Annotated in this window: 20 protein-coding genes; 14 read left to right on the top strand and 6 right to left on the bottom strand. The window is 42.0% G+C overall.

Features of this window, described 5'->3' with window-relative positions; all coding sequences use genetic code 11:
* Positions 1 to 3: 3 nt before the first annotated feature.
* The gene (locus WKR92_RS12210; RefSeq protein ID WP_375558113.1) at positions 4 to 1,059 is read left to right on the top strand and encodes an NAD(P)-dependent alcohol dehydrogenase; all 1,056 of its coding nucleotides are present in this window, start codon (positions 4 to 6) and stop codon (positions 1,057 to 1,059) included.
* Positions 1,060 to 1,089: 30 nt separating this feature from the next.
* On the opposite strand, the gene WKR92_RS12205 is transcribed toward WKR92_RS12210, so the two are convergent.
* Positions 1,090 to 2,448, bottom strand: coding sequence for a hypothetical protein (locus tag WKR92_RS12205; protein WP_375558112.1), 1,359 nt, complete (start codon positions 2,446 to 2,448; stop codon positions 1,090 to 1,092).
* A 169-nt stretch (positions 2,449 to 2,617) separates the two neighbouring features.
* Between WKR92_RS12205 and WKR92_RS12200 the strand changes: the two genes are divergently transcribed.
* Positions 2,618 to 2,851 (top strand): PLDc N-terminal domain-containing protein, encoded by a 234-nt coding sequence (locus tag WKR92_RS12200; protein ID WP_375558111.1) that lies wholly within the window; start codon positions 2,618 to 2,620, stop codon positions 2,849 to 2,851.
* 48 nt (positions 2,852 to 2,899) lie between these two features.
* On the opposite strand, the gene WKR92_RS12195 is transcribed toward WKR92_RS12200, so the two are convergent.
* Positions 2,900 to 3,115: a hypothetical protein gene (locus WKR92_RS12195; RefSeq protein ID WP_375558110.1), complete on the bottom strand. Its 216-nt coding sequence runs from the start codon at positions 3,113 to 3,115 to the stop codon at positions 2,900 to 2,902.
* A gap of 103 nt (positions 3,116 to 3,218) precedes the next feature.
* Between WKR92_RS12195 and WKR92_RS12190 the strand changes: the two genes are divergently transcribed.
* Together WKR92_RS12190 and WKR92_RS12185 are read left to right on the top strand one after the other, a co-directional pair.
* Positions 3,219 to 3,761: an HD domain-containing protein gene (locus tag WKR92_RS12190; protein WP_375558109.1), complete on the top strand. Its 543-nt coding sequence runs from the start codon at positions 3,219 to 3,221 to the stop codon at positions 3,759 to 3,761.
* A gap of 69 nt (positions 3,762 to 3,830) precedes the next feature.
* Positions 3,831 to 4,292, top strand: coding sequence for a methyltransferase family protein (locus WKR92_RS12185; RefSeq protein WP_375558108.1), 462 nt, complete (start codon positions 3,831 to 3,833; stop codon positions 4,290 to 4,292).
* 21 nt (positions 4,293 to 4,313) lie between these two features.
* Here WKR92_RS12185 and WKR92_RS12180 read toward each other — a convergent pair whose 3' ends face one another.
* Positions 4,314 to 4,793, bottom strand: a complete 480-nt coding sequence (locus WKR92_RS12180) for a DUF4488 domain-containing protein (protein WP_375558107.1) — start codon at positions 4,791 to 4,793, stop codon at positions 4,314 to 4,316.
* 244 nt (positions 4,794 to 5,037) lie between these two features.
* Between WKR92_RS12180 and WKR92_RS12175 the strand changes: the two genes are divergently transcribed.
* Together WKR92_RS12175 and WKR92_RS12170 are read left to right on the top strand one after the other, a co-directional pair.
* On the top strand, positions 5,038 to 6,483 hold the full coding sequence (locus WKR92_RS12175) for a sodium:solute symporter family protein (RefSeq protein ID WP_375558106.1): 1,446 nt from the start codon (positions 5,038 to 5,040) through the stop codon (positions 6,481 to 6,483).
* Positions 6,484 to 6,534: 51 nt separating this feature from the next.
* A complete protein-coding gene (locus WKR92_RS12170) occupies positions 6,535 to 7,140 on the top strand; it encodes an OmpH/Skp family outer membrane protein (RefSeq protein WP_375558105.1) in 606 nt (201 codons plus the stop codon).
* 56 nt (positions 7,141 to 7,196) lie between these two features.
* On the opposite strand, the gene WKR92_RS12165 is transcribed toward WKR92_RS12170, so the two are convergent.
* Complete coding sequence (locus WKR92_RS12165; RefSeq protein ID WP_375558104.1) at positions 7,197 to 9,173, bottom strand: alpha-amylase family protein; 1,977 nt, start codon at positions 9,171 to 9,173, stop codon at positions 7,197 to 7,199.
* Between the two features lie 345 nt (positions 9,174 to 9,518).
* On the opposite strand from WKR92_RS12165, the gene WKR92_RS12160 reads away from it, so the two are divergent.
* Both WKR92_RS12160 and WKR92_RS12155 read left to right on the top strand, forming a co-directional pair.
* Complete coding sequence (locus tag WKR92_RS12160; RefSeq protein ID WP_375558103.1) at positions 9,519 to 10,463, top strand: polysaccharide pyruvyl transferase family protein; 945 nt, start codon at positions 9,519 to 9,521, stop codon at positions 10,461 to 10,463.
* A gap of 21 nt (positions 10,464 to 10,484) precedes the next feature.
* Positions 10,485 to 11,504, top strand: a complete 1,020-nt coding sequence (locus tag WKR92_RS12155; protein ID WP_375558102.1) for a glycosyltransferase family 2 protein — start codon at positions 10,485 to 10,487, stop codon at positions 11,502 to 11,504.
* Positions 11,505 to 11,519: 15 nt separating this feature from the next.
* Here the strand turns inward: WKR92_RS12155 and WKR92_RS12150 are convergent, their stop codons facing one another.
* Complete coding sequence (locus WKR92_RS12150; RefSeq protein ID WP_375558101.1) at positions 11,520 to 12,542, bottom strand: glycosyltransferase family 2 protein; 1,023 nt, start codon at positions 12,540 to 12,542, stop codon at positions 11,520 to 11,522.
* Positions 12,543 to 12,602: 60 nt separating this feature from the next.
* Here WKR92_RS12150 and WKR92_RS12145 point away from each other — a divergent pair, with 60 nt between their 5' ends.
* The 4 genes from WKR92_RS12145 (at position 12,603) to WKR92_RS12130 (ending at position 17,014) form a co-directional block, all read left to right on the top strand.
* Positions 12,603 to 13,802 carry a glycosyltransferase family 4 protein gene (locus WKR92_RS12145; protein WP_375558100.1) on the top strand — a complete coding sequence of 400 codons (1,200 nt, stop codon included), beginning with the start codon at positions 12,603 to 12,605 and terminating at the stop codon, positions 13,800 to 13,802.
* 183 nt (positions 13,803 to 13,985) lie between these two features.
* Positions 13,986 to 14,780 (top strand): glycosyltransferase family 2 protein, encoded by a 795-nt coding sequence (locus tag WKR92_RS12140; RefSeq protein WP_375558099.1) that lies wholly within the window; start codon positions 13,986 to 13,988, stop codon positions 14,778 to 14,780.
* Between the two features lie 5 nt (positions 14,781 to 14,785).
* Positions 14,786 to 15,814 (top strand): glycosyltransferase, encoded by a 1,029-nt coding sequence (locus tag WKR92_RS12135; protein WP_375558098.1) that lies wholly within the window; start codon positions 14,786 to 14,788, stop codon positions 15,812 to 15,814.
* Between the two features lie 6 nt (positions 15,815 to 15,820).
* Positions 15,821 to 17,014, top strand: coding sequence for a glycosyltransferase family 4 protein (locus tag WKR92_RS12130; RefSeq protein WP_375558097.1), 1,194 nt, complete (start codon positions 15,821 to 15,823; stop codon positions 17,012 to 17,014).
* Here the strand turns inward: WKR92_RS12130 and WKR92_RS12125 are convergent.
* Complete coding sequence (locus WKR92_RS12125; protein WP_375558096.1) at positions 17,011 to 17,427, bottom strand: Hsp15 family ribosome-associated heat shock protein; 417 nt, start codon at positions 17,425 to 17,427, stop codon at positions 17,011 to 17,013. The genes WKR92_RS12130 and WKR92_RS12125 overlap by 4 nt on opposite strands.
* A gap of 64 nt (positions 17,428 to 17,491) precedes the next feature.
* Here WKR92_RS12125 and WKR92_RS12120 point away from each other — a divergent pair, with 64 nt between their 5' ends.
* Positions 17,492 to 18,310 (top strand): 2,3,4,5-tetrahydropyridine-2,6-dicarboxylate N-succinyltransferase, encoded by an 819-nt coding sequence (locus tag WKR92_RS12120; RefSeq protein ID WP_375558095.1) that lies wholly within the window; start codon positions 17,492 to 17,494, stop codon positions 18,308 to 18,310.
* 20 nt (positions 18,311 to 18,330) lie between these two features.
* Positions 18,331 to 19,449 (top strand): glycosyltransferase family 4 protein, encoded by a 1,119-nt coding sequence (locus WKR92_RS12115; protein WP_375558094.1) that lies wholly within the window; start codon positions 18,331 to 18,333, stop codon positions 19,447 to 19,449.

Raw genomic sequence — 19,449 nt, 5'->3', positions numbered from 1 at the left:
ACCATGAATACATTCGCAGTAAGAGCATTTGGGACTGAAGCTCCAGAAGCCAATCTAGAACAATTAAACATAGACCGTCGTGAGGTCACAGCAAAGGATGTTGAGATCGATATCCTATATTGTGGTGTCTGCCATTCTGATTTGCATACCGCGCGCAATGAATGGCACGGCACAGTGTACCCGAATGTTCCCGGACATGAAATCGTGGGCCGTATCACGAAGGTCGGAAATGATGTCAGCAAATTTAAGGTTGGCGATCTAGCCGCCGTTGGTTGCATGGTAGATAGTTGCCGTGACTGTGAATACTGCCGGGACGGACTGGAACAATACTGTGAAGAAGGTAATATTCAGACCTATAACGGTGCCGACAAGCACTTGAATAAGCAAACCTTTGGGGGTTATTCTGAACGAATTGTTGTGGACCAGGACTTTGTGTTGCGTATGCCCGAAAACCTCGATCTAGCAGCTGCAGCACCCCTCCTATGTGCCGGCGTGACTACGTGGTCGCCGTTGAAACATTGGAATGTTGGTCCCGGCCAGAAAGTCGGTATTGTAGGCATTGGCGGATTGGGTCATATGGGTGTAAAGTTGGCAAAAGCTATGGGTGCCGAGGTTGTGGTAATCACGACATCCCCGTCGAAAGTAGAAGATGCGAAACGCCTGGGGGCTGATGAAGTAATTCTGTCGACCGATAAGGAGCAGATGATAGCGAATAACAACACGCTGCATTTTATATTGGATTGTGTTTCTGCCGAACATGATGTAAACGCCTATCTGCGTCTACTTAAAACAGATGGTACATTGGCGATTGTGGGAGCTCCAGAGCATCCGCTACCAATAGCCGCGTTTAGCCTCATACCTGGACGTAAGAGTTTTGCAGGATCAACCATTGGTAGCATTGCGGAAACACAGGAAATGTTAGATTTTTGCGGTGAACACAATATCGTATCTGATATCGAGATCATCAAGATACAAGACATCAATGAAGCTTATGAGCGCTTGCTTAAGGGTGATATAAAGTATCGTTTTGTGATTGATATGGCTAGTTTGAAGGATTAGCAGGCGGAGATTATATTACATCCTTTAATATTACATCATCGACGGATAGATTCGTAAAAATACCTGTCCTGATGTAGGGTTCTTGCCGTATAGATCATCTAGCCGAGAGTCTGCTTCATAAACGTTAAACTGTCCGCCTGCTGCTATACGCATCTTGCCTAAGGTAAGAACATCATAATGAACTCCCAAACTTAAAGCGTTAACGGGATAAAGGTCATGCACTTCAAACTGCTCTGAATTCAGCACAAGTTCTTCGCCCGACTTTTGTACCCATTCATAACGGGTATATAGTTCAAGTTTGCGAACACGATAGGAAGCTTCGAGCAGCGCTGCATTTTCACCGTCATGTCCGTCCGACTTATTAAGTGCCCACAAGGCCGTTGCATTGAAGGTTTTTTGAACACCCATCGGTCTACTATAGATAGCAGAAGCAATGGTTCTGTTGACATCTTTATGAGCGTGGGTTGATTCTGGATTTTTAATCCAACCGTGAGAGACTTGCATTGCCCAGTTTTTGCTAGGATTATAAGAAAGGCGACCGCTATAGGAGTCAAAACGTGGCTTGTCAAAGTCAAAGCGATTTTCATCAGGCTCGCGACCTGTAAATGAGGAGGCTTCAATCTTGAATTTATCGTAACGGAATCCCAGCGTTGCCACTCCAAAGGTAATGTGAGTTGCGTCGTTCCAGTGGTGACTGATAGGCGCATCGGGATTAGATAGCGCAGATGGTCTGTGCATAAATGCAACAGAACCAAGGGCCGGCTCACCCGGATAGCCCAAATATACCGATAGATCAGATTTTTCAGATAACGCATGGGTATAACCAATGGCCAGTGCACTAAAGAGATCATGTGGGTGTTGCTTGTCTACCAGAGGCACACCCTTCCAACTTTCGCCCGTTTGAAACAGAAGCGGATAGCCTGCGCCGCCGTCGGTCAAGCGATCGAATGAAAGCATGACGTCGAAGTTAAACAGACCATTTCTCCCTACTTTTCGCTGCCCCATGGCCATAAACCAATTGGGAGCACTAAATTTATCTCCTCCCCGACTACCGTTATCGCCCAAGTCAGTTTTCGTATATCTTAGAGCGATATTACCGTGAAGCATGTACATCCACTTCTTAGAATGCAGCATTACACCATACATCGGAGAGGCATCAGGCAACCACGCTGTTCCCGATCCGTTTCTGCTCATTGGTAGATTCAATGAATACGCATGACCCATGGGTACGTCCATATTTCCATGCATAGTGGAAGTGGCTGTGTTATGGGACTGGTGATGGACTTCTTTATGGGGTTCTTGTCTATGAGCTTCTTTTGTATGCTGCGCAAACGAAAGTTGAAAGACAAATGCCAAGGCGCATGTAGCTATTATTTTATGATTCATCATTATTAGCATTAGTGAATGCCAAAGGTACTAGGTGTCACAGACCTACGCCTTACACAATTTTTATAAAAAGTTGTATAATTTATTGGTTAACGTCGGCACATTTATAAAAAAAGTATGTATATTTATATGTTATAACGCAAATATTACCGATCCATTATACCTGTCAATTATGCTAAACTTTGTTAATATCGGCGCAGCCGAAATGATTCTACTCCTAGCAATCGTACCCGCTTTCATTTTGTACATTTGGGCTTTTGTGAAATGCATAACTAACAAGACCCTCTCCTCTACAGACCGAATACTCTGGTTGTTGGTCATTTTTGTTGCTCCATTATTAGGTGCAATTGCCTTCTTGATTGTAAATAGGAACAAAAAGCCCAGACCGACCCAATCGGCATATTAGCTACGAATTTAAACCCTAGTTGACTTAAGTGCCTTAAGGTCATTTACATTAGATACTTTCAGGATCTGGATCAACCGTGTTGCTATCAATCATCATGGTGTCAACCGTGTCACTATCTAATTCCATATCATTCATATGGTCCATGTTGTCCATATTATCCATATCGTCATTGTTCATACTGTCATTATCAGTATTCGGATTGCCACATGCCTGAACTGCTAACCCAATGATTAGCACACCTAAGAATCTACTTAACTTTTTCATAATATTTATTGTTGTTTATCATCGGTCTAACAAGAATACGGGGCTTTAGTTTCAAAAATGAGAACATTTTCTTACCTTAAGAATTATAATAAGAGAAAACCCAATGGAAAAAGTACTTGAAGAAATTAAAGAATTTGCTGATCAGGCGCACGGAAACCAGTTAAGAAAGTATACGCCTGACAGGTACATCGTGCACCCTGTCCGAGTCATGTTGCTCTGTAGAGAATATACAGAGAACATGAGTATTTTAGCTGCCGCTCTTTTACACGATGTATTGGAAGATACTGCAGTTGATGAAGAGGAGATGAAAGAATTTCTTGTCGACCGGATGGACTTGGACGCCGCTATCGCTACCCTGAAATATGTGGTAGAACTCACGGATGTTTATACACATAAAGACTACCCAAAACTGAATCGCAAGAAAAGAAAGGAAAAAGAATTCCAGCGCTTAAAAGGAATCAGCGATGAAGCGCAAACCATTAAATACGCCGACATTATTGATAATTCAAAGGAAATAGCAGACCACGACCCTAGTTTTGCTCCCGTTTTCTTATCAGAATATCAGAACCTCCTTAAAGACCTCACCAATGGCAATTCGGAATTATACGAACGTGCGGTTAAAACCGTAAATGAAGCCATGCCCTAATACCCTTTCAGCTCGCTCCTAGTTTCGTTATTTAAAGAAAAAAGTGATATTTACAATTACAGCAATAATATGAGTATAGCGAGCAAAATACGTACGATCAAGCCTGACACTTATTTTATAATCGCCATTGTGGCAGCAGTTTCGTTTAACTTTGCTTTACCCGGAAAACGACTTATCCCTGACCCCTACACGTTTATCGGAGTCATTGCAGCTATGGTAGGATATTTAATAGCTCGCAAAGCGAACAGCACACTCATCAAGAACAAGACAACAATCTATGCTTTTGGCAAACCGACGCTACTTATAACAGATGGGCCATTCAAGTTCAGTAGAAACCCTATATATTTAGGTATGGTCATCATCCTGTTGGGTCTCGCCTGTTTTTTGGGTTCACTAACACCATTTATCTTCCCGCTACTCTTCGTCATTATTATAAATAACTATATTATTCCCCACGAAGAAAAGCAGCTAACACAAATATTTGGAGAGGAGTACCTGAGCTATAAAATGAAGGTAAGGCGATGGTTATAATAACTAGCCAATAGTTCCTTGCTAATTCTGCGACGCTTGAGATTGCATAATAGTTGAAACATGTTCAACTCGCTTCCATTCTTCCACATAATTGAAGGTATCGATAACACTTGGGTTCGTTCTGTTCGGAGTAGTAACATTACCATCCAAATCTAGTTGACCGCCGTTTACGTGGTAAAGGATATCGTAGGTGCGTCCAATCATTCTCTGATTTATTGCAGCTTCAATAGTTTCAGAATAAGTCGAATCACTTGTAATCTGATAGGTTCCTTTGATAGTCTGAAAGGTTTTACCGGGACCCGTTGTGACAAATACCTGAAACACTCCATTGTCAAGATATTGTTTCAACTGAACAATACGGTTGACATTTGTTTCATGACCATTATTGACCGCTTTCCCTAGCTGCCACATACCAACAATTGGATGATCTTCATTTTTCTGAGCCAAAGCTAGAGTGGAGAATATGAGTCCGAAGATCAGAGTGAAACAGGTTTTTTTCATAATTAATTAGTTAGTAACAATAAAAGTATGAAAAATATATTTTAATTAAGCTCGGAAACGATAAATATTTGAACATCTGTTAAATTCATTTATAAAACTCAATTTTATTACCTTTGTCTACCAATAACCGGAGAACCTCTTTCGAAAGGCTATAGGAGTCATGCGCTCTGTCTTGATAGCAAACGTTCTCTTTATGATAATTTGGAGCTAGGGCTCTGTCATTTTATAAAAATCCCCAAACTATATGAATTGGATTGATACAATCATCTTCATTGTTTATTTTATTGTTATGCTCGGCGTGGGCTTCTTCTTTTCAAATAAGAATAAAGATGAAAAGGACTATTTCATTGGCGGTGGAAAGATGAAGGCTGGCCATGTAGGTTTATCAGTTGTGGCCACCGATGTGGGTGGTGGTTTTTCAATCGGCTTAGGTGGGGTCGGCTTCACCATGGGGCTTTCGGGTTCCTGGTTGCTCTTCACCGGACTTATCGGTGCTTGGGTGAGCGCCGTTATCCTCATCCCTTTGGTATACAAGTGGCAATCGCAACATGGCAAACACTTTCTAACCATGGCACAGGTATTCGGTTTTCTGTATAACCGGAAAGTGGCCGTCGTAGCGGCCATTATCTGTATCATTGGTTATACCGGCTTTACAAGCTCGCAGTTCCTGGCAGGCGCAAAGTTGACTTCCGTGACTTTTCCTTCGATGGGTATCGATAACATGCTGCTTATTATGGGGGGTATCGCTGTTCTATATACCATGCTAGGCGGTATGAAAGCAGTAATCTATACGGATATGATTCAGTGGATTATTTTACTGGGCGGATTGATGTTGGTAGCAGTTCCACTTACATGGGTGGCTTTGGGCGGCTATGATGGGATTATGCCTTATCTGTCGGCAGATATGGTTTCGGTAACGGCCAACTTGAAATGGCAGCATATTGTCAACTGGAGTGTAACCATTATACCCATCTGGTTTGTGGGCATGACGCTCTATCAGCGGATTTTTGCATGTAAAAATCAAAAGGAGGCACAGAAAGCATGGTATTTCGCCGGTATACTGGAATGGCCCTTCATGGCTTTTACGGGCGTGTTGCTGGGTATGTTAGCGAATGTAGCGATACAGCAAGGGGTCGTGCCGGTGGAGGGCGGAGCTATTACAGATAGTGAGATGGGTATGCCTTTATTAATTAAAAATATTTTACCCATAGGTTTAACGGGCATTGTCATAGCTGCTTATTTCTCCGCAGTCCTTTCGACCGCCGATAGTTGCTTAATGGCCGCCTCGGGCAGTTTTGTGGGCGACTTGGTTCCCGAACGAAAAAAGAATGAAAAGACTATCGTTCGTTTTTCACAAATTGCCACCCTAGTCTTTGGTGTGCTAGCCATCTGGTTGGCTTCCAGTATGGAAAATGTTCTTTCTTTAATGCTCTATGCCTATGCCTTTATGGTTTCGGGTTTGTTTATGCCCATCATTGCGGCCATGTTCCTAAAAAAGGTCTATTCAGAGGCTGCATTAGCAGCTATGATTATTGGTGGGACGGTGACCATCACGCTGATTATCTCTGGTGTAGATCTGCCCTATCAATTGGATGCCAACGTGTTTGGCTTAAGTGCATCGGCAGTAATTTACGGCCTAGTTCACTGGGCGATGGCTACAAGATCACGTCAATTAACATATAATACTTGACATATAGATTGGAAATTCTATATTTGCGATGTATAGAAAAAGAACATTAAAATGAAAAATACATTTGTAAAAGCTGGCTTAGCCCTCTTAGTATCAGCAAGTATGGTAGCTTGTAACAATCAGGGAACAACTGCCACAACAGCATCAAACGATAGCACATCGACCGGTAAGGTGCTGACTGCTGAATCCATTGTCTATGTAAATTCAGACTCTTTGTTGAGTAACTACGAATATTTCAAGGATGTAAGAGCACGCTTTGAAGAAAAAGCAAAGAAAGCACAAGCCGATTTACAATCGAAAGGCACCGCTTTTCAGCGTGAGGTAGCAGATTACCAAAAGAATGCAGGAACGATGACTGCCGAACAACGTGCTAATACGGAAGAAAGATTGGCCCGTAAGCAAGAAGAACTGGGTCGCCTTAACCAAAATGCGAGCAGTTCATTAGCTCAGGAGGAAATGGAAGAAAACGCCAAATTATATAATAAAGTTTCCGACTACCTAAAAAAGCACTCGAAAGAAAAAGGATATACGTTTGTATTGACCTATTCTACTTCAAACCCAGCCGTACTCTATGCTGACGAAGCTTTGGAAATTACGAAAGAAGTGGTAGAAGGGCTGAATGCTGAATACGCAAAAGAACAAAAAGAGAAAGAATAATTTGCTTGGGAATAAGCAAAATTACAGCCGATCGTCATGCCAATGGTCGGCTTTTTTTATTTCTTTTTTCTTAAGATAAACAATTTACTATCCCTCGCTCCGACGATGGTCTCAAACCCCTGATCCAACTGACCAAGGTGTTCTATCCCTGAATAAACCTCCAACATCTGATAATTGCCCGAAGGAATATTTAAACGTGACAGCGGAAGCTTGTACTGCTTTCTTGCATGATAATTCATGATCGCAATATAATGTAAGTTCGTGTCGACATGTTTTACAAAGACCTCACTTGCTTCACCGTCTTCTTTGTGCTCTACCGGGATAAAGGCCTCGCCATCCATGGACAACTGTAACAGCGTGGGGTTATTCAATAATTCTTTAGCATGCTGAACAGCTTTACTCTGAACAGAGTAATCATCACCCAAGGTAATGGTTCCGTTGATTATTGCTGAGCTAAGTCGGGCCCGATTAACAGCTATCTCTTCTTTGCCAAAGACAATATGGTCTGCATCAATAAAATCGTATAGATCTCCTAACCACCAACCATAGGTCGTGCTATTCAAGGTATATTCTGTCGCCGCAATATCTGCATAAGCATCGCAAGCGATCCGTCGTGAATGTGCATAGGGATAAGTTGCTAGACTGGGAGAAATAGCAACATATATCAGCATCTTGTTGTCTATTTTGTCGATCAAGTACTGCATCCCACTATGAAATGCTTGCATACCTGTTGATACATTTTTATCATAAAAGGAGTTTGCTTCGACCGATGCATGACCGATGAAGTCAATTTTAATAAGCTTGAAGCCGATATCGTTAAACTTATCGATAACAAGATCGATCCGTGCGCGTGTGGCCGGGTGGGTCGGATCCATCGCTCTGGCACCGTCTATATCATGATACCTGTTGCCGGTTTTTGTCCACACGTCCTCATATTCATACTGAGATCCTTCTACCCGTCGGTTTTCTTTAAACCAATCAACAAAAGGCGCCCAATAGATCCCGGGTTTTAAACCCTTTTTGCGGCAATAGTCAGCGAACTCTCTCAGCTTACTAAAGTCGCCTTCTAACCCACCGTCGATCATGTTATCCCAATAGGAGTCCAAACCGATGTAGGCCACTCCATTGTTCCTGAAATAAGGAATTGAATCTGCGAAAAAGTCGACCACAGCAGAGGCATTTTCTAGATTCAGTTTTGTTTGTACCGCGCCCCAACTGTTCCATGAATAGGGTGTCTCAAAACTCGACTGCACATAGCGAGGTGTTTCGATTTTCAACTGTTCTGCATATTGACTCATACCCGAACGCCAATCATTATAGTAGCCGACAAAAACACGAGAAGATTTTAATGTGTCCGCTTTTACCAGTCCGTGCAGAATAGAGTCTCTAGTTATCTCTGCGTCTACAAATCCGTTCAGCGCCTCTATCTGTGCTCCTTGCCTGTCCGTCCATTCTATTAAAATGCCGGTTTTCCAAAGCGACTGGCTCAGTGAACCTATAACCAATCCCTTCCTCGTCTCGTTATTATACAGACTGCTAACTTCCGCGCTTTGGGAGGTTATGCCAGCCTGTACAACATCGGTATCATAGCGAATAAAAGTATCATTATCGTATGGGACCTTCATAAAGCTTTGGGAACCCTCTTGTGGATTTTGCGCTTCCGCGACAATCGGTGATATCGAACGGCTCGACAGATTATCTCCGATAATTTGTAATTCCGTTACGATATAGGGTTGCTCATCGAAGATATAAAAATGCTGAACGATCGTGGGGCTCCCACTCTTTTGATGCCGAACTTCCACCACGGTACCCTTTGAAGGGTATTTATCATCGGAGATTGGCTTCTTGGCAATATGATGTTTCTCATACGCTTTGGTGTTGAGCAATTGGCCATCAACAATGGCCTGTGCATATCCATCCTTCAAAACGAGTATGGAATCAATATACAAATCGAAGCTCCCCTGATCTAGGTTGAAATCGACCACTGCCCGTGCACCGAACGAGTGAACAGGAGCTGATAGTTGTTGTTTCAAAAAGCAGCCTAACATCAAAAGGCCAATTGATATAAAGATGATCGACAATCGGGACGTGGAGCTCATAAAACCAAAATAGACATTCATCCATACATCGGCAACAGTTACCCGATCTTTTAATCATTTTGCAGACCTGTTCTAACATTAGAAAAATAAGCGCTGGAGAAATAGATTTTAAACACTATCTAATCGCTGTTTATATAGAATAAAATCTGATCAATTTCGGCACACGCCATGGAAAAATTCGTTAAATCTTACTCATATTGTAACGTAAATATGATTGTTTGTACAAGCAATTTTCTCTATGTTTGATAGCTATAGCATTTTAAATAATTAGCATGAACGATGCACTTCGCCGAGAAAATACAATCATTAAGAGAGAGAGTCTTTGAGCAGATTAGTCCACTGATTACGGAAGACTTCATTTATCTGGACTTACCCTATCATAATAATATCGGTGATACATTGATCTGGGAAGGCACACTACAATTTTTCAAGCAGCTCCCCCACCGCTGTACCTATAAATCTTCTGTTGCAACATTTAAGGAATCACGGATTCAGGTTGACGGTGGAATTATTCTACTGCATGGTGGTGGCAACTTCGGCGACCTATGGCCTGACCATCAACGCTTTCGAATGGATATTATCCGAAAGTACCCTAAACACAGGATTATCATTCTACCTCAAACGTTCTTTTATGAGGACCAAGACCTGATGAAACAAGACGCTGAAGTCATGGCTAAGCACCCTGACCTACATATTTGCGCACGTGATAACAAATCGCTCGCCATACTTCAGGAACATTTTGGTAAAAACAACATTCTATTGGTGCCCGATATGGCCTTCTGTATTCCGAAGCAGCTACTAGACAAATACCGTATCGCGGAAACGGATAAAACATTGATTTTAAAGAGAAAAGATAAAGAACTATCTGAAGCCAGTATTGAAAGGCTAGCGCCTAAAGGCAAGCATGTGGAGATACGCGACTGGCCGTCGCTCGAAATGAGCAAAGCACCCTCAAAGCGCCTCTACGACATACTCAACAACAAGTATACATCAAGGAGTATGGTGGACTGGTACGCTCATCACTTCTTTAAAAATAAATTACTAAACATGGGTATTGCTTTTGTCAGCCAATACAAAGAAATTTACACAACTAGGTTACATGTCGCCATCTTAGCTGTTTTATTACATAAACATTGCTTTTTTTTGGATAATTCTTATGGAAAAAATAGTACATTTCATGACACGTGGTTTAACGATTTAGAAGGGATTTCATTTTTGAAATAAAAGGAAGGTTTTAAGAAGAGTATGAAAGTTTCAATCATTATTCCGATTTATAACGTAGCTGACTACATAGAGAGGTCACTCGAGTCGGCATTAGATCAAACTTATAAAGATATTGAGGTTGTTTTGGTTGATGATTGTGGAACAGATAATAGCATGGAGGTTGCTCAGACCCTTTTAAAGACTCATCCTCGTGCTTCTGTAGCTTCCATTATAGTCCATGAAAAAAATCGCGGTTTGTCTGCTGCGCGGAATACAGGGGTAGAACATGCGAACGGTGATTATGTTTATTTTCTGGATAGCGATGACGAGATGCATCCAAACTGCATCGAATTGTTGATGGAGCCTGTGGCCGACATGAAACCCGACTTCGTCATCGCTGATTATGAGGTAAAGGGTACGGATACGCCGTATCCGCCGCTACGTTTAGCTCGCGGACCTTTGCGCTCGAACGAACGAGTCTTGATGAGCTACCTAAACGAAGACTGGTATATGATGGCTTGGAATAAGTTGGTTAAGCGACAGTTTTTAAACAGCCATCAACTTACTTTTAAAGAAGGCCTGCTTCATGAAGACAACCTCTGGTCGTTCCAGTTGGCTTGTCTGGCCGAGTCGGCTTTTGTTGTTAGCGATACGACCTATATCTATCATATACAAGAGAGTTCCATTACACAAAAACCTACTCTGAAAAATTTCAAATCCTATTTGCGGATTATTGATAATATGGAGGCATTTATTGAGCAGGATTCAAAACTGAAATCCATGTTTGAAGTGTACCAGTTTAAAGAGCGTTTGAAGTCGTTTTTCTTCTTCCGGACCATCTCTTCTGATATAGACGAACGTTTTAAGATAGCCGCCTATAAACACCTGCGGAAAGATACTTACAAAGGTGCGTTACTCTACCTGTCGCAGCATAAGTTCTTGAAATCGAAAGTACGTATCAAGTTTCATTCCCGATTGGTTATGCATTACTTGATGCCGGTAGACCGCGGTTATCAGAATTACAAGAAGTTGGTGACGGATATTTATGGTGGTGAGAGTTGAAACTCTGCTGCATGGTTAACCAGTTATTCCCAACCCTTGTTTAAACAGTTTCCTTAACATCACAGCCCGAACCCATTTTTGTTGGTATAAATCGCTCGTCAACAGAGTCCACAGGGCGGTGCGACTTTTGGAGCTGCGCAGTTTATTGTAAAAAAGATTAAACAGCAAGCATTCAAAGCTTTCTAATGGATAAATAAGGGCCTTCCGATTGGCGTCTCTTAGTCGTATGAATAAATCTTCAAAATCGCGAACAGTAATAGGTCTGCTACCTTCATCGACACTGTATAGAGTATTCAGAACGCGGTGGTGTACGTCAATCCAATGAGCATCTGGTTTAATCCCTAATTGCCGGTGAATAAGCGAAAAGACAGCCCGCTCCCCTTCTTGCATCTTTGACAACTGCTGCTTAGACAAACTACCTTGATGTGATCGGTAGTGTACTAAGGTGTCAGGCAGATTACTCAGATTACTGTATGCGTTTAATTGAGCTGCTAGGTGGTAATCCTCACTGAGCCCATTATAATAGCCTTCTGTTTTTCTTAGAGCGGTCATACGGAACATCATACTGGAGTTCACAAACTGGTTCTGAAAGGCCAAAAGAACCTTAATCTCTTCTTTGTTAGTTGGGACCTCTATTCTTTGTCCCGTATCGTGTCCGTCTGCATCAATAATAGCAGCTTGCGTGCCGCAAGCTACCACATCTGGGTTTTGATCAAAGAATGCAAGCTGTTTTGCCAATCGCTCAGGTACGGACAGATCATCTGCATCTAATAAAGCAAGAAACTCGCCTTTGGCTTCTTGAATACCTCGATTTCTGGTAAAAGAAACTCCTCGGTTTTCTCCATTCTGCAATACCCGAATACGCTGATCTTTTGTAGCATAATGTGCGGCGATTTCGTAACTCCTATCACAGGATCCATCATCGATAATCAGCACTTCGAAATCGGCAAAGCTTTGACCGAGCATGCTTTCGATGCTTTCAGCCAGATAACGCTCTGCTTGATAAACAGGTATAAAGACAGTGATACGTGGACTCATACAATTAATCACCAAAGGTGCAGAAAATAAACGAATCGGTTTCACGTTACATAGTTACTTATGATAAGAATAAGAAAAACGAAAGAAACGATGGTTTCTTTGTTGTGGTACGGAAAAATCATCCGCGATTTAAGAAGAGTCAATTCGAATATTTTTTTCGTATTCCCGACCTACCAGATTGGTGGCGCCGAACGTGTTCATGCGGATATCATGGCATTGGTTGCTGATCAAAAACCCACCTGTATCATTACCGAGTTACCTAAAAATAGTGGCTTTAAAAAAGATTTCTATGAAGCTGGAAAGGTGATCGAACTGAAACGCTGGGGAACAAAAAAAGCGTTCGTGCCGATCATGGCCAAAAAAATAGCAAAGATTATTAATAGACAGAACAAACCGGTTGTATTCGGTTGCAATACAGATTTTCTGTATACGCTTACTGACTATCTGAATGAGAATGTAGAAGTGATTGACCTGACACATGCCTTTACTCCTAACTTAATGGGTATGGAGTTCTACAGTTTGCCCTATGTCAGTAGAATAAATCAGCGGATTGTTATTGGGAAAAAGACCAGAAACGACTACAAGGAATTGTATCAAAAAAATGGCATTTCCCTTGACTACATGGAACGTTTTAAAATTATCCCGAACCAGATTGATGCTCCGAAGGAGTACACAAAGAGAGACTATTCCCTGCCACTGACTGCCATTTTTGTTTCTAGAAATTCGCCGGAAAAGCGACCGGAAGTTTTTTTAGAGCTTGCTAAAAAAGCTCGTGCTTCAGACCTGTCGATTCGATTTATAATGGTGGGAGATTTTGGAGAATATCAAGCTGAATACGGTGAGTTTATTGATTTCATAGGACCGGTTACTGATAAGCATGAGCTAAATGAGCTTTATGAGAAGTCCGATATTATCTTGATTACATCGGTTTTGGAAGGTTTCCCCATGGTTCTGTTAGAAGGAATGGCTCTAGGAGTAGTACCAATTTCAACGGAAGTTGGAGAGATTCCGTCTTTAATAAATGAAAACCTGAACACAGGATACCTAATAGCTACCTTGGACGATACTGAAAAGTTAATTGAGTCTTTCCTTGAGAGGTTAAAAGCGTGCACAAAAGACTTGGATTCTCTTGCAGTGTTCTCTAGACAGGCTCATACTTTGGTTAAGAAGGAATTCAGCTCAGAAAAGTTCACTGAAAACTATCGGAACCTTCTTAAGCCTCACTTTAAACAGCTGATGGTTATAAACGGAGGAAATTAACAAATTGTATACGTATTTGCATTCAAAAGTGTAGCACAATGGAACGCTTCTCCGTTTATTGATGTAGAATGTGAGAACGATGCCCTAAAGAGGCAAGGTTATTGCACTAAGGCAAGACTATTGTATATAAATTATTGTATATAAACAGACTTTTGAGACAAAAGCACGACTAGATTTTGACATATGACCGTTAGTTTAATCATATCGACCTATAATTGGCCAGAGGCTCTGGAATTAGTTCTATTGAGCGTGATGAAACAAAGTATCGCACCCGATCAGGTAATCATTGCGGACGATGGCTCTGGATTGCGGACAGCAAATTTGATAAAGAGTTTTAAAGGCCGCCTGCCGGTGGAGCATGTGTGGCATGAGGATAATGGTTTTCAGAAAACGTTAATTTTAAATAAAGCACTGAAGATTTGTACATCCGACTATATCATTGAGATTGACGGGGATATCATTTTACATAAGCACTTTATAAAAGACCATCTGGCGGCGGCGCAAAAAGGCTACTTTGTACAGGGTAGTCGGGCGATGATCGGTGAGCAGCTGACGAAAAAAGCACTAGGTAGTAAGCGACTGAATTTTAATTTTTTAACTCGCGGAATGACGACTAGATTCAATGCAATCCGATTTCCTTTATTGTCTTTCTTGTTTAAAACCGACCCGTGCAGTTCACACAATGTAAAAGGTTGTAATCTGGCTTTTTGGTTGGATGACTATGTCCGAATTAATGGTTATTTCAATGGATTCACCGGTTGGGGCTGGGAAGATTACGAATTCGCAGAGCGTCTGATTAACTCCGGTGTCAAGAAAAAGCGTTTGAAATGGGCAGCCGTTGGTTTTCATATCTTCCATCCTCTTTCTTCTCGGGCTAACTTTAAACCGAACGAACGAATCTACAAGGAAACGGTCGAAAATAAAATGTGGCGCCGTTCTCCTGGTTTCCGTGAAGTAGCTTTCTATAAATCTGCTTAGGTGAATTGACTAATCTACAGGAAATAAAAACCTTGGAAGCAGGCATATCGGTCATTCTATGCACCTATAACGGTGCCGACAAACTACCGCAGACAATTAAAGCGCTGGCCCAGCAGCAAGTTCCTCCCGAGATTCCTTGGGAAATTATATTCATTGACAACAACTCTTCTGATAATTCAAGTGAGATAGCCACCGCAAGCTGGGAGGCTCTGAGCGAGAAACTCGATGTACCTTTCATCAGTCTATCGGAAACAATACCCGGCAAATATTATGCACTAAACAAAGGCTTAAGAAACGCAAAATTTAGTTATTTTATTATCGTAGATGATGATAACTGGCTTAATCCCAATTACGTAGCCCAGGCATTTAAATCCATTGACGGTCGCCCGGAAATAGGTGCTATCGGCAGTCGTACGGAAGCAGCTTTTGAGGCTGACAATCCACGAGACCCGGTATGGTTGAATAAAAAACCGGAACGCTTTGCGATTGGAGAACAGGGAAGCGACGGGGATGTAACCTATCGGAAACATCTCTGGGGCGCGGGCTTGGTTTCCCGGACAGAACTTTATTTACGCATATACGATAAATACCCTTCGTTTTTAATCGACTACTCGACTAAAAACATACTGGTTGTAGAGGACACGGAGTACTGCTTACGGCTGATTTTGCGTGGCTTTCGCTTGTATTACGCTTCAGAGCTAAAGTTATTTCATTTTGTACCCAACGAGCGTCTCACCAAAGAGTATTGGACAAAGCTGAACAGTAATATCGACCGGTCTTTTGAAGTTATTGATGTTTATTACATGGCGGTTAAGGTGTATTCGGATAAGTATAAAAACCCTTTGCTACTTTTAAGGTTAAAATTATTAACACATCTCCGATTTAGAACGCGAACGGGAATAAAGAAACAACGCCAGCGAATATTACTGGGCTTACTGTTCCCAGAATCAGCTTATAATACGCCACTTATTGATGCCGTTCGTCGGTTTATCCAAGATGACGAGTTGCCACGTAATACGACAACGATGGAATAAACAAGTATGAAAAAGCTCACCAAATGGAAGGAAACACTGCGTGCGCTGCTTTTGTATCCACTGATTCGGAAAAAGACAAAGCATATAGACGCTGATATCCTCTTCTTCTTTCCTCAGTACCAAACGGGAGGCGCAGAGCGCGTTCATCTGAATATTATGAAGAGCGTGAGCGACCGGAAGCTGACTTGCTTTATAACCAATCATTCGGTCAATAGCGACCTTCGTGAAGACTTTAGTCAACAAGCTAAGCTGATCAACCTGCATAGGTGGGGATGGAAAACATCTTTCCGAAAAAAGATGACAAAAAAGCTTGCCGCGGAAATCAATAAGATAGACAAGCCTGTGCTTTTTGGAAGTAATTCTGAATTCTTCTATGACCTCTTCCCTTACCTTAAAGCGGATTGTGTGAAAATAGACCTGCTTCATACGGACCTGAGTAGTTTTCCTTTATCGATCGAGAACTATGCAGCCCCTGTTACGCATATGCTTACGCGGCGAGTTGTGCTGGGCGAAGGACATAAGGAAAAGTTGAAGGAATTTTACTTGAAGAAAGATGTGCCTCTAACAGAAATTGACAAGATTTGTGTGATTCCCAATGGTATCTCCATTCCGGATGATGCACCTGATGTGAAGGACTACTCAGGAAAAATGCGCGTGCTGTTCGTCGGCAGAAATAGCCATGAAAAAAGGCCGGAGATCTTTGTTGAAATAGCACAGGAGGCTTCCAGATTGAAGCTCCCCTTCGCTTTTCAGATGATTGGTGATTTTGACTCATTTAGCCATAGTAAACCTGACAACCTAGAGATTATTGGCAAAATAACCGATGTGCAGCAGCTGAATGCTTATTATGAAAAAGCACATTTCATTTTTATTACGTCATTATTTGAGGGCTTTCCAATGGTACTTTCAGAAGGCATGGCACATGGGGTGATCCCGGTGGCGGTCGATGTAGGTGAAATCAGTCGCGATGTGAACGAAGAAGGTAGAACTGGCTTTATCATTCCCAATTTCTCTGACGTCGATGAGATTGTTAACGGCTTTATTAACAAAATGCGGGAAATTGACGAGAGCCGGGCTACGCTACCGAACATAGCTGCTAATGGCTATAAGTTAGTGGAAGCGAAATTCTCTATCGACAGGTTTCGCGAACGCTATCGTGATCTACTGATCAGACAAGAGAACGCTAACAACCAGGATTAGTCTTCATAGTCTTCATCATCGCTTTTAAATCGCTTTTGTAAGGAATCTATTTCGCGACGGTCTCTTTTGGTAGGGCGGCCGGCGCCACGGTCTCTTTTGAGAACGGGTGCATGAAACACCGATTTATACTTATAGGTTTCTTCTACCGGGGTCAGATCCTCATAAAAGGTAACTGCGGTTTTGGCATCACTGCGACGGGCTAATAAACCAAGTACCTTGATGACCTTTTTTTCAATTCCCTTCTGGATATGATAGGTCTCGCCTTCTTTAACCAAATAAGAGGGTTTAACGTTCTGACCATTTAATTTCACCTTCCCGGCTTTACAAGCTTCGGTAGCTAAACTTCGTGTTTTGAAGATACGGATGGCCCATAAATATTTGTCAATCCTTAGTTTTTCTGGTTCGTTCGACATATATCAAAGTTAGCCATTTTCAATTAATAAAAAATTCATACTTTCGTGATTAAACTATTTTACAATGACTACAGAATACAAAAAACTGATAGAAGACGCGTGGGAAGACCGCCAGCTGCTTGAGTACAAAGATTATCAAATAGCGATTGAGACGGTAATTATGAATTTGGATAAGGGTGAGTTGCGTGTAGCCGAACCAATAGGAAACCGTTGGCATGTGAACGAATGGATCAAAAAAGCAGTGGTACTGTATTTTCCCCTACGACAGATGAAGGTGACGGAGGTTGGCCCGTTTGTGTTTCATGACAAAATGAAGTTAAAAACAAATTATAAGGAGCTGGGTGTACGGGTTGTGCCTCATGGTATTGCTCGCTATGGAGCTTTTCTGGGTAAGGGTGTGGTAATGATGCCTTCTTATGTAAATATAGGCGCTTATGTGGATGAAGGCACGATGGTGGATACTTGGGCAACGGTAGGATCTTGTGCACAAGTTGGTAAGAATGTGCACCTAAGCGGCGGTGTTGGTATCGGTGGCGTTTTGGAGCCATTGCAAGCTGCACCTGTGATCATTGAAGATAACTGTTTTTTAGGTTCGCGTTGTATTGTAGTAGAAGGCGTTCATGTTGAATCGGAAGCGGTATTAGGCGCGAATGTAGTTCTAACAGCTTCCACAAAAATTATCGACGTAACCGGTGATGAACCAAAGGAATATAAAGGTCGCGTGCCAGCACGTTCGGTTGTTATTCCGGGATCGTATACAAAAGAGTTCCCAGCGGGTCCATACCAGGTTCCTTGTGCGCTGATCATTGGTACACGTAAGGAGTCTACCGACAAGAAGACGTCCTTAAACGATGCGCTTAGGGATCATCAGGTGGCTGTTTAAAGCCTTTCAGTAAAACGATAATGAATATAGGTTTTGATGCAAAACGGATTTTCCATAATTCGACCGGACTTGGAAACTATAGTCGGGAGATTGTAAAGACCCTGAGCACCGAATTCCCTCAGCATCAATACTACTTATACAATCCGAAACCGAGTAAGAAAGGTTTATATTATCCAACGCAGCAGCATGTGGTTGAAAAATTGCCTGTCGCTGCTTTGGATAATTTGTTTTATAACCTTTGGCGGCAGAGGAATATTGTCCGCGACTTGAAGCGAGACGGAATAGAGCTCTTTCATGGTCTTTCGGGAGAAATCCCGATGGGACTGGCAGCGCACAATATCCGAAGCGTTGTGACGATTCACGATTTGATTTTTGTGCGTTTCCCTCAATTCTTTAAGTACATAGACCGCAATATCTATTTTAAAAAGTTTAAGGCTGCCGCCGAACATGCGGACCAAATTATTGCAATCAGCGAACAAACCAAAAGCGACGTTATGCAGTTTTTGGGAGCACCGGAAGAGAAGATAACGGTTGTTTACCAAAGCTGTGATTCAGTTTTTAAGCAGAAGTATGATCATGAGCAGAAATGGAAAGTGGCAAAAAAATACGACCTGCCGGAAAGATTTATCCTAAGCGTGGGTACCGTTGAAACTCGTAAGAACCTGCTTACAGTGGTAAAGGCCATGAAAAATATTGATGCTCATTTGGTGGTGGTGGGCTCGACGAAAAGCAAGTATGCAGCGGAGGTATTAGATTATATCCGAACAGAAAGGTTGGGTGTTAAAATCACGTTCTTAAAGGGCGTAAGCAATGAAGAGCTAGCTATGATCTATCAATTGGCAACGGTGTTCGTCTACCCTTCCCTTTTTGAAGGCTTTGGGATACCGATTATAGAGGCTCTCTACTCGAGGACGCCGGTGATAACGACCCAAGAAGGTTGCTTTAAAGAAGCTGCCGGACCGGGTGCACTTTATGCTCGGAATCCCTTGGATGTTGCCGATATGGAATCGAAAATAGATCTATTATTAAAAAACGACAATGTTAGATTGGATTTAGCAGACAAAGGACATAAGTTTGTACAGAAATTCAAAAGTGAAACCATTGCAGACGAGATCATGTCTGTTTATGGAAAAACCTAA

Origin of the sequence: Albibacterium profundi, from assembly GCF_042159835.1 — a bacterium.
Taxonomy (GTDB): domain Bacteria; phylum Bacteroidota; class Bacteroidia; order Sphingobacteriales; family Sphingobacteriaceae; genus Albibacterium; species Albibacterium profundi.
Note: the sequence above shows the minus strand (reverse complement) of the source record. Positions and strands in the feature narration are given on the sequence as shown.

Excerpts from the sequence above, each read along its gene's own strand:
- WKR92_RS12210 (WP_375558113.1), top strand. The coding sequence starts at position 4 with ATGAATACATTCGCAGTAAGAGCATTTGGGACTGAAGCTCCAGAAGCC.
- WKR92_RS12205 (WP_375558112.1), bottom strand. The coding sequence starts at position 2,448 with ATGATGAATCATAAAATAATAGCTACATGCGCCTTGGCATTTGTCTTT.
- WKR92_RS12200 (WP_375558111.1), top strand. The coding sequence starts at position 2,618 with ATGCTAAACTTTGTTAATATCGGCGCAGCCGAAATGATTCTACTCCTA.
- WKR92_RS12195 (WP_375558110.1), bottom strand. The coding sequence starts at position 3,115 with ATGAAAAAGTTAAGTAGATTCTTAGGTGTGCTAATCATTGGGTTAGCA.
- WKR92_RS12190 (WP_375558109.1), top strand. The coding sequence starts at position 3,219 with ATGGAAAAAGTACTTGAAGAAATTAAAGAATTTGCTGATCAGGCGCAC.
- WKR92_RS12185 (WP_375558108.1), top strand. The coding sequence starts at position 3,831 with ATGAGTATAGCGAGCAAAATACGTACGATCAAGCCTGACACTTATTTT.
- WKR92_RS12180 (WP_375558107.1), bottom strand. The coding sequence starts at position 4,793 with ATGAAAAAAACCTGTTTCACTCTGATCTTCGGACTCATATTCTCCACT.
- WKR92_RS12175 (WP_375558106.1), top strand. The coding sequence starts at position 5,038 with ATGAATTGGATTGATACAATCATCTTCATTGTTTATTTTATTGTTATG.
- WKR92_RS12170 (WP_375558105.1), top strand. The coding sequence starts at position 6,535 with ATGAAAAATACATTTGTAAAAGCTGGCTTAGCCCTCTTAGTATCAGCA.
- WKR92_RS12160 (WP_375558103.1), top strand. The coding sequence starts at position 9,519 with ATGCACTTCGCCGAGAAAATACAATCATTAAGAGAGAGAGTCTTTGAG.
- WKR92_RS12155 (WP_375558102.1), top strand. The coding sequence starts at position 10,485 with ATGAAAGTTTCAATCATTATTCCGATTTATAACGTAGCTGACTACATA.
- WKR92_RS12150 (WP_375558101.1), bottom strand. The coding sequence starts at position 12,542 with ATGAGTCCACGTATCACTGTCTTTATACCTGTTTATCAAGCAGAGCGT.
- WKR92_RS12145 (WP_375558100.1), top strand. The coding sequence starts at position 12,603 with ATGATAAGAATAAGAAAAACGAAAGAAACGATGGTTTCTTTGTTGTGG.
- WKR92_RS12140 (WP_375558099.1), top strand. The coding sequence starts at position 13,986 with ATGACCGTTAGTTTAATCATATCGACCTATAATTGGCCAGAGGCTCTG.
- WKR92_RS12130 (WP_375558097.1), top strand. The coding sequence starts at position 15,821 with ATGAAAAAGCTCACCAAATGGAAGGAAACACTGCGTGCGCTGCTTTTG.
- WKR92_RS12125 (WP_375558096.1), bottom strand. The coding sequence starts at position 17,427 with ATGTCGAACGAACCAGAAAAACTAAGGATTGACAAATATTTATGGGCC.
- WKR92_RS12120 (WP_375558095.1), top strand. The coding sequence starts at position 17,492 with ATGACTACAGAATACAAAAAACTGATAGAAGACGCGTGGGAAGACCGC.
- WKR92_RS12115 (WP_375558094.1), top strand. The coding sequence starts at position 18,331 with ATGAATATAGGTTTTGATGCAAAACGGATTTTCCATAATTCGACCGGA.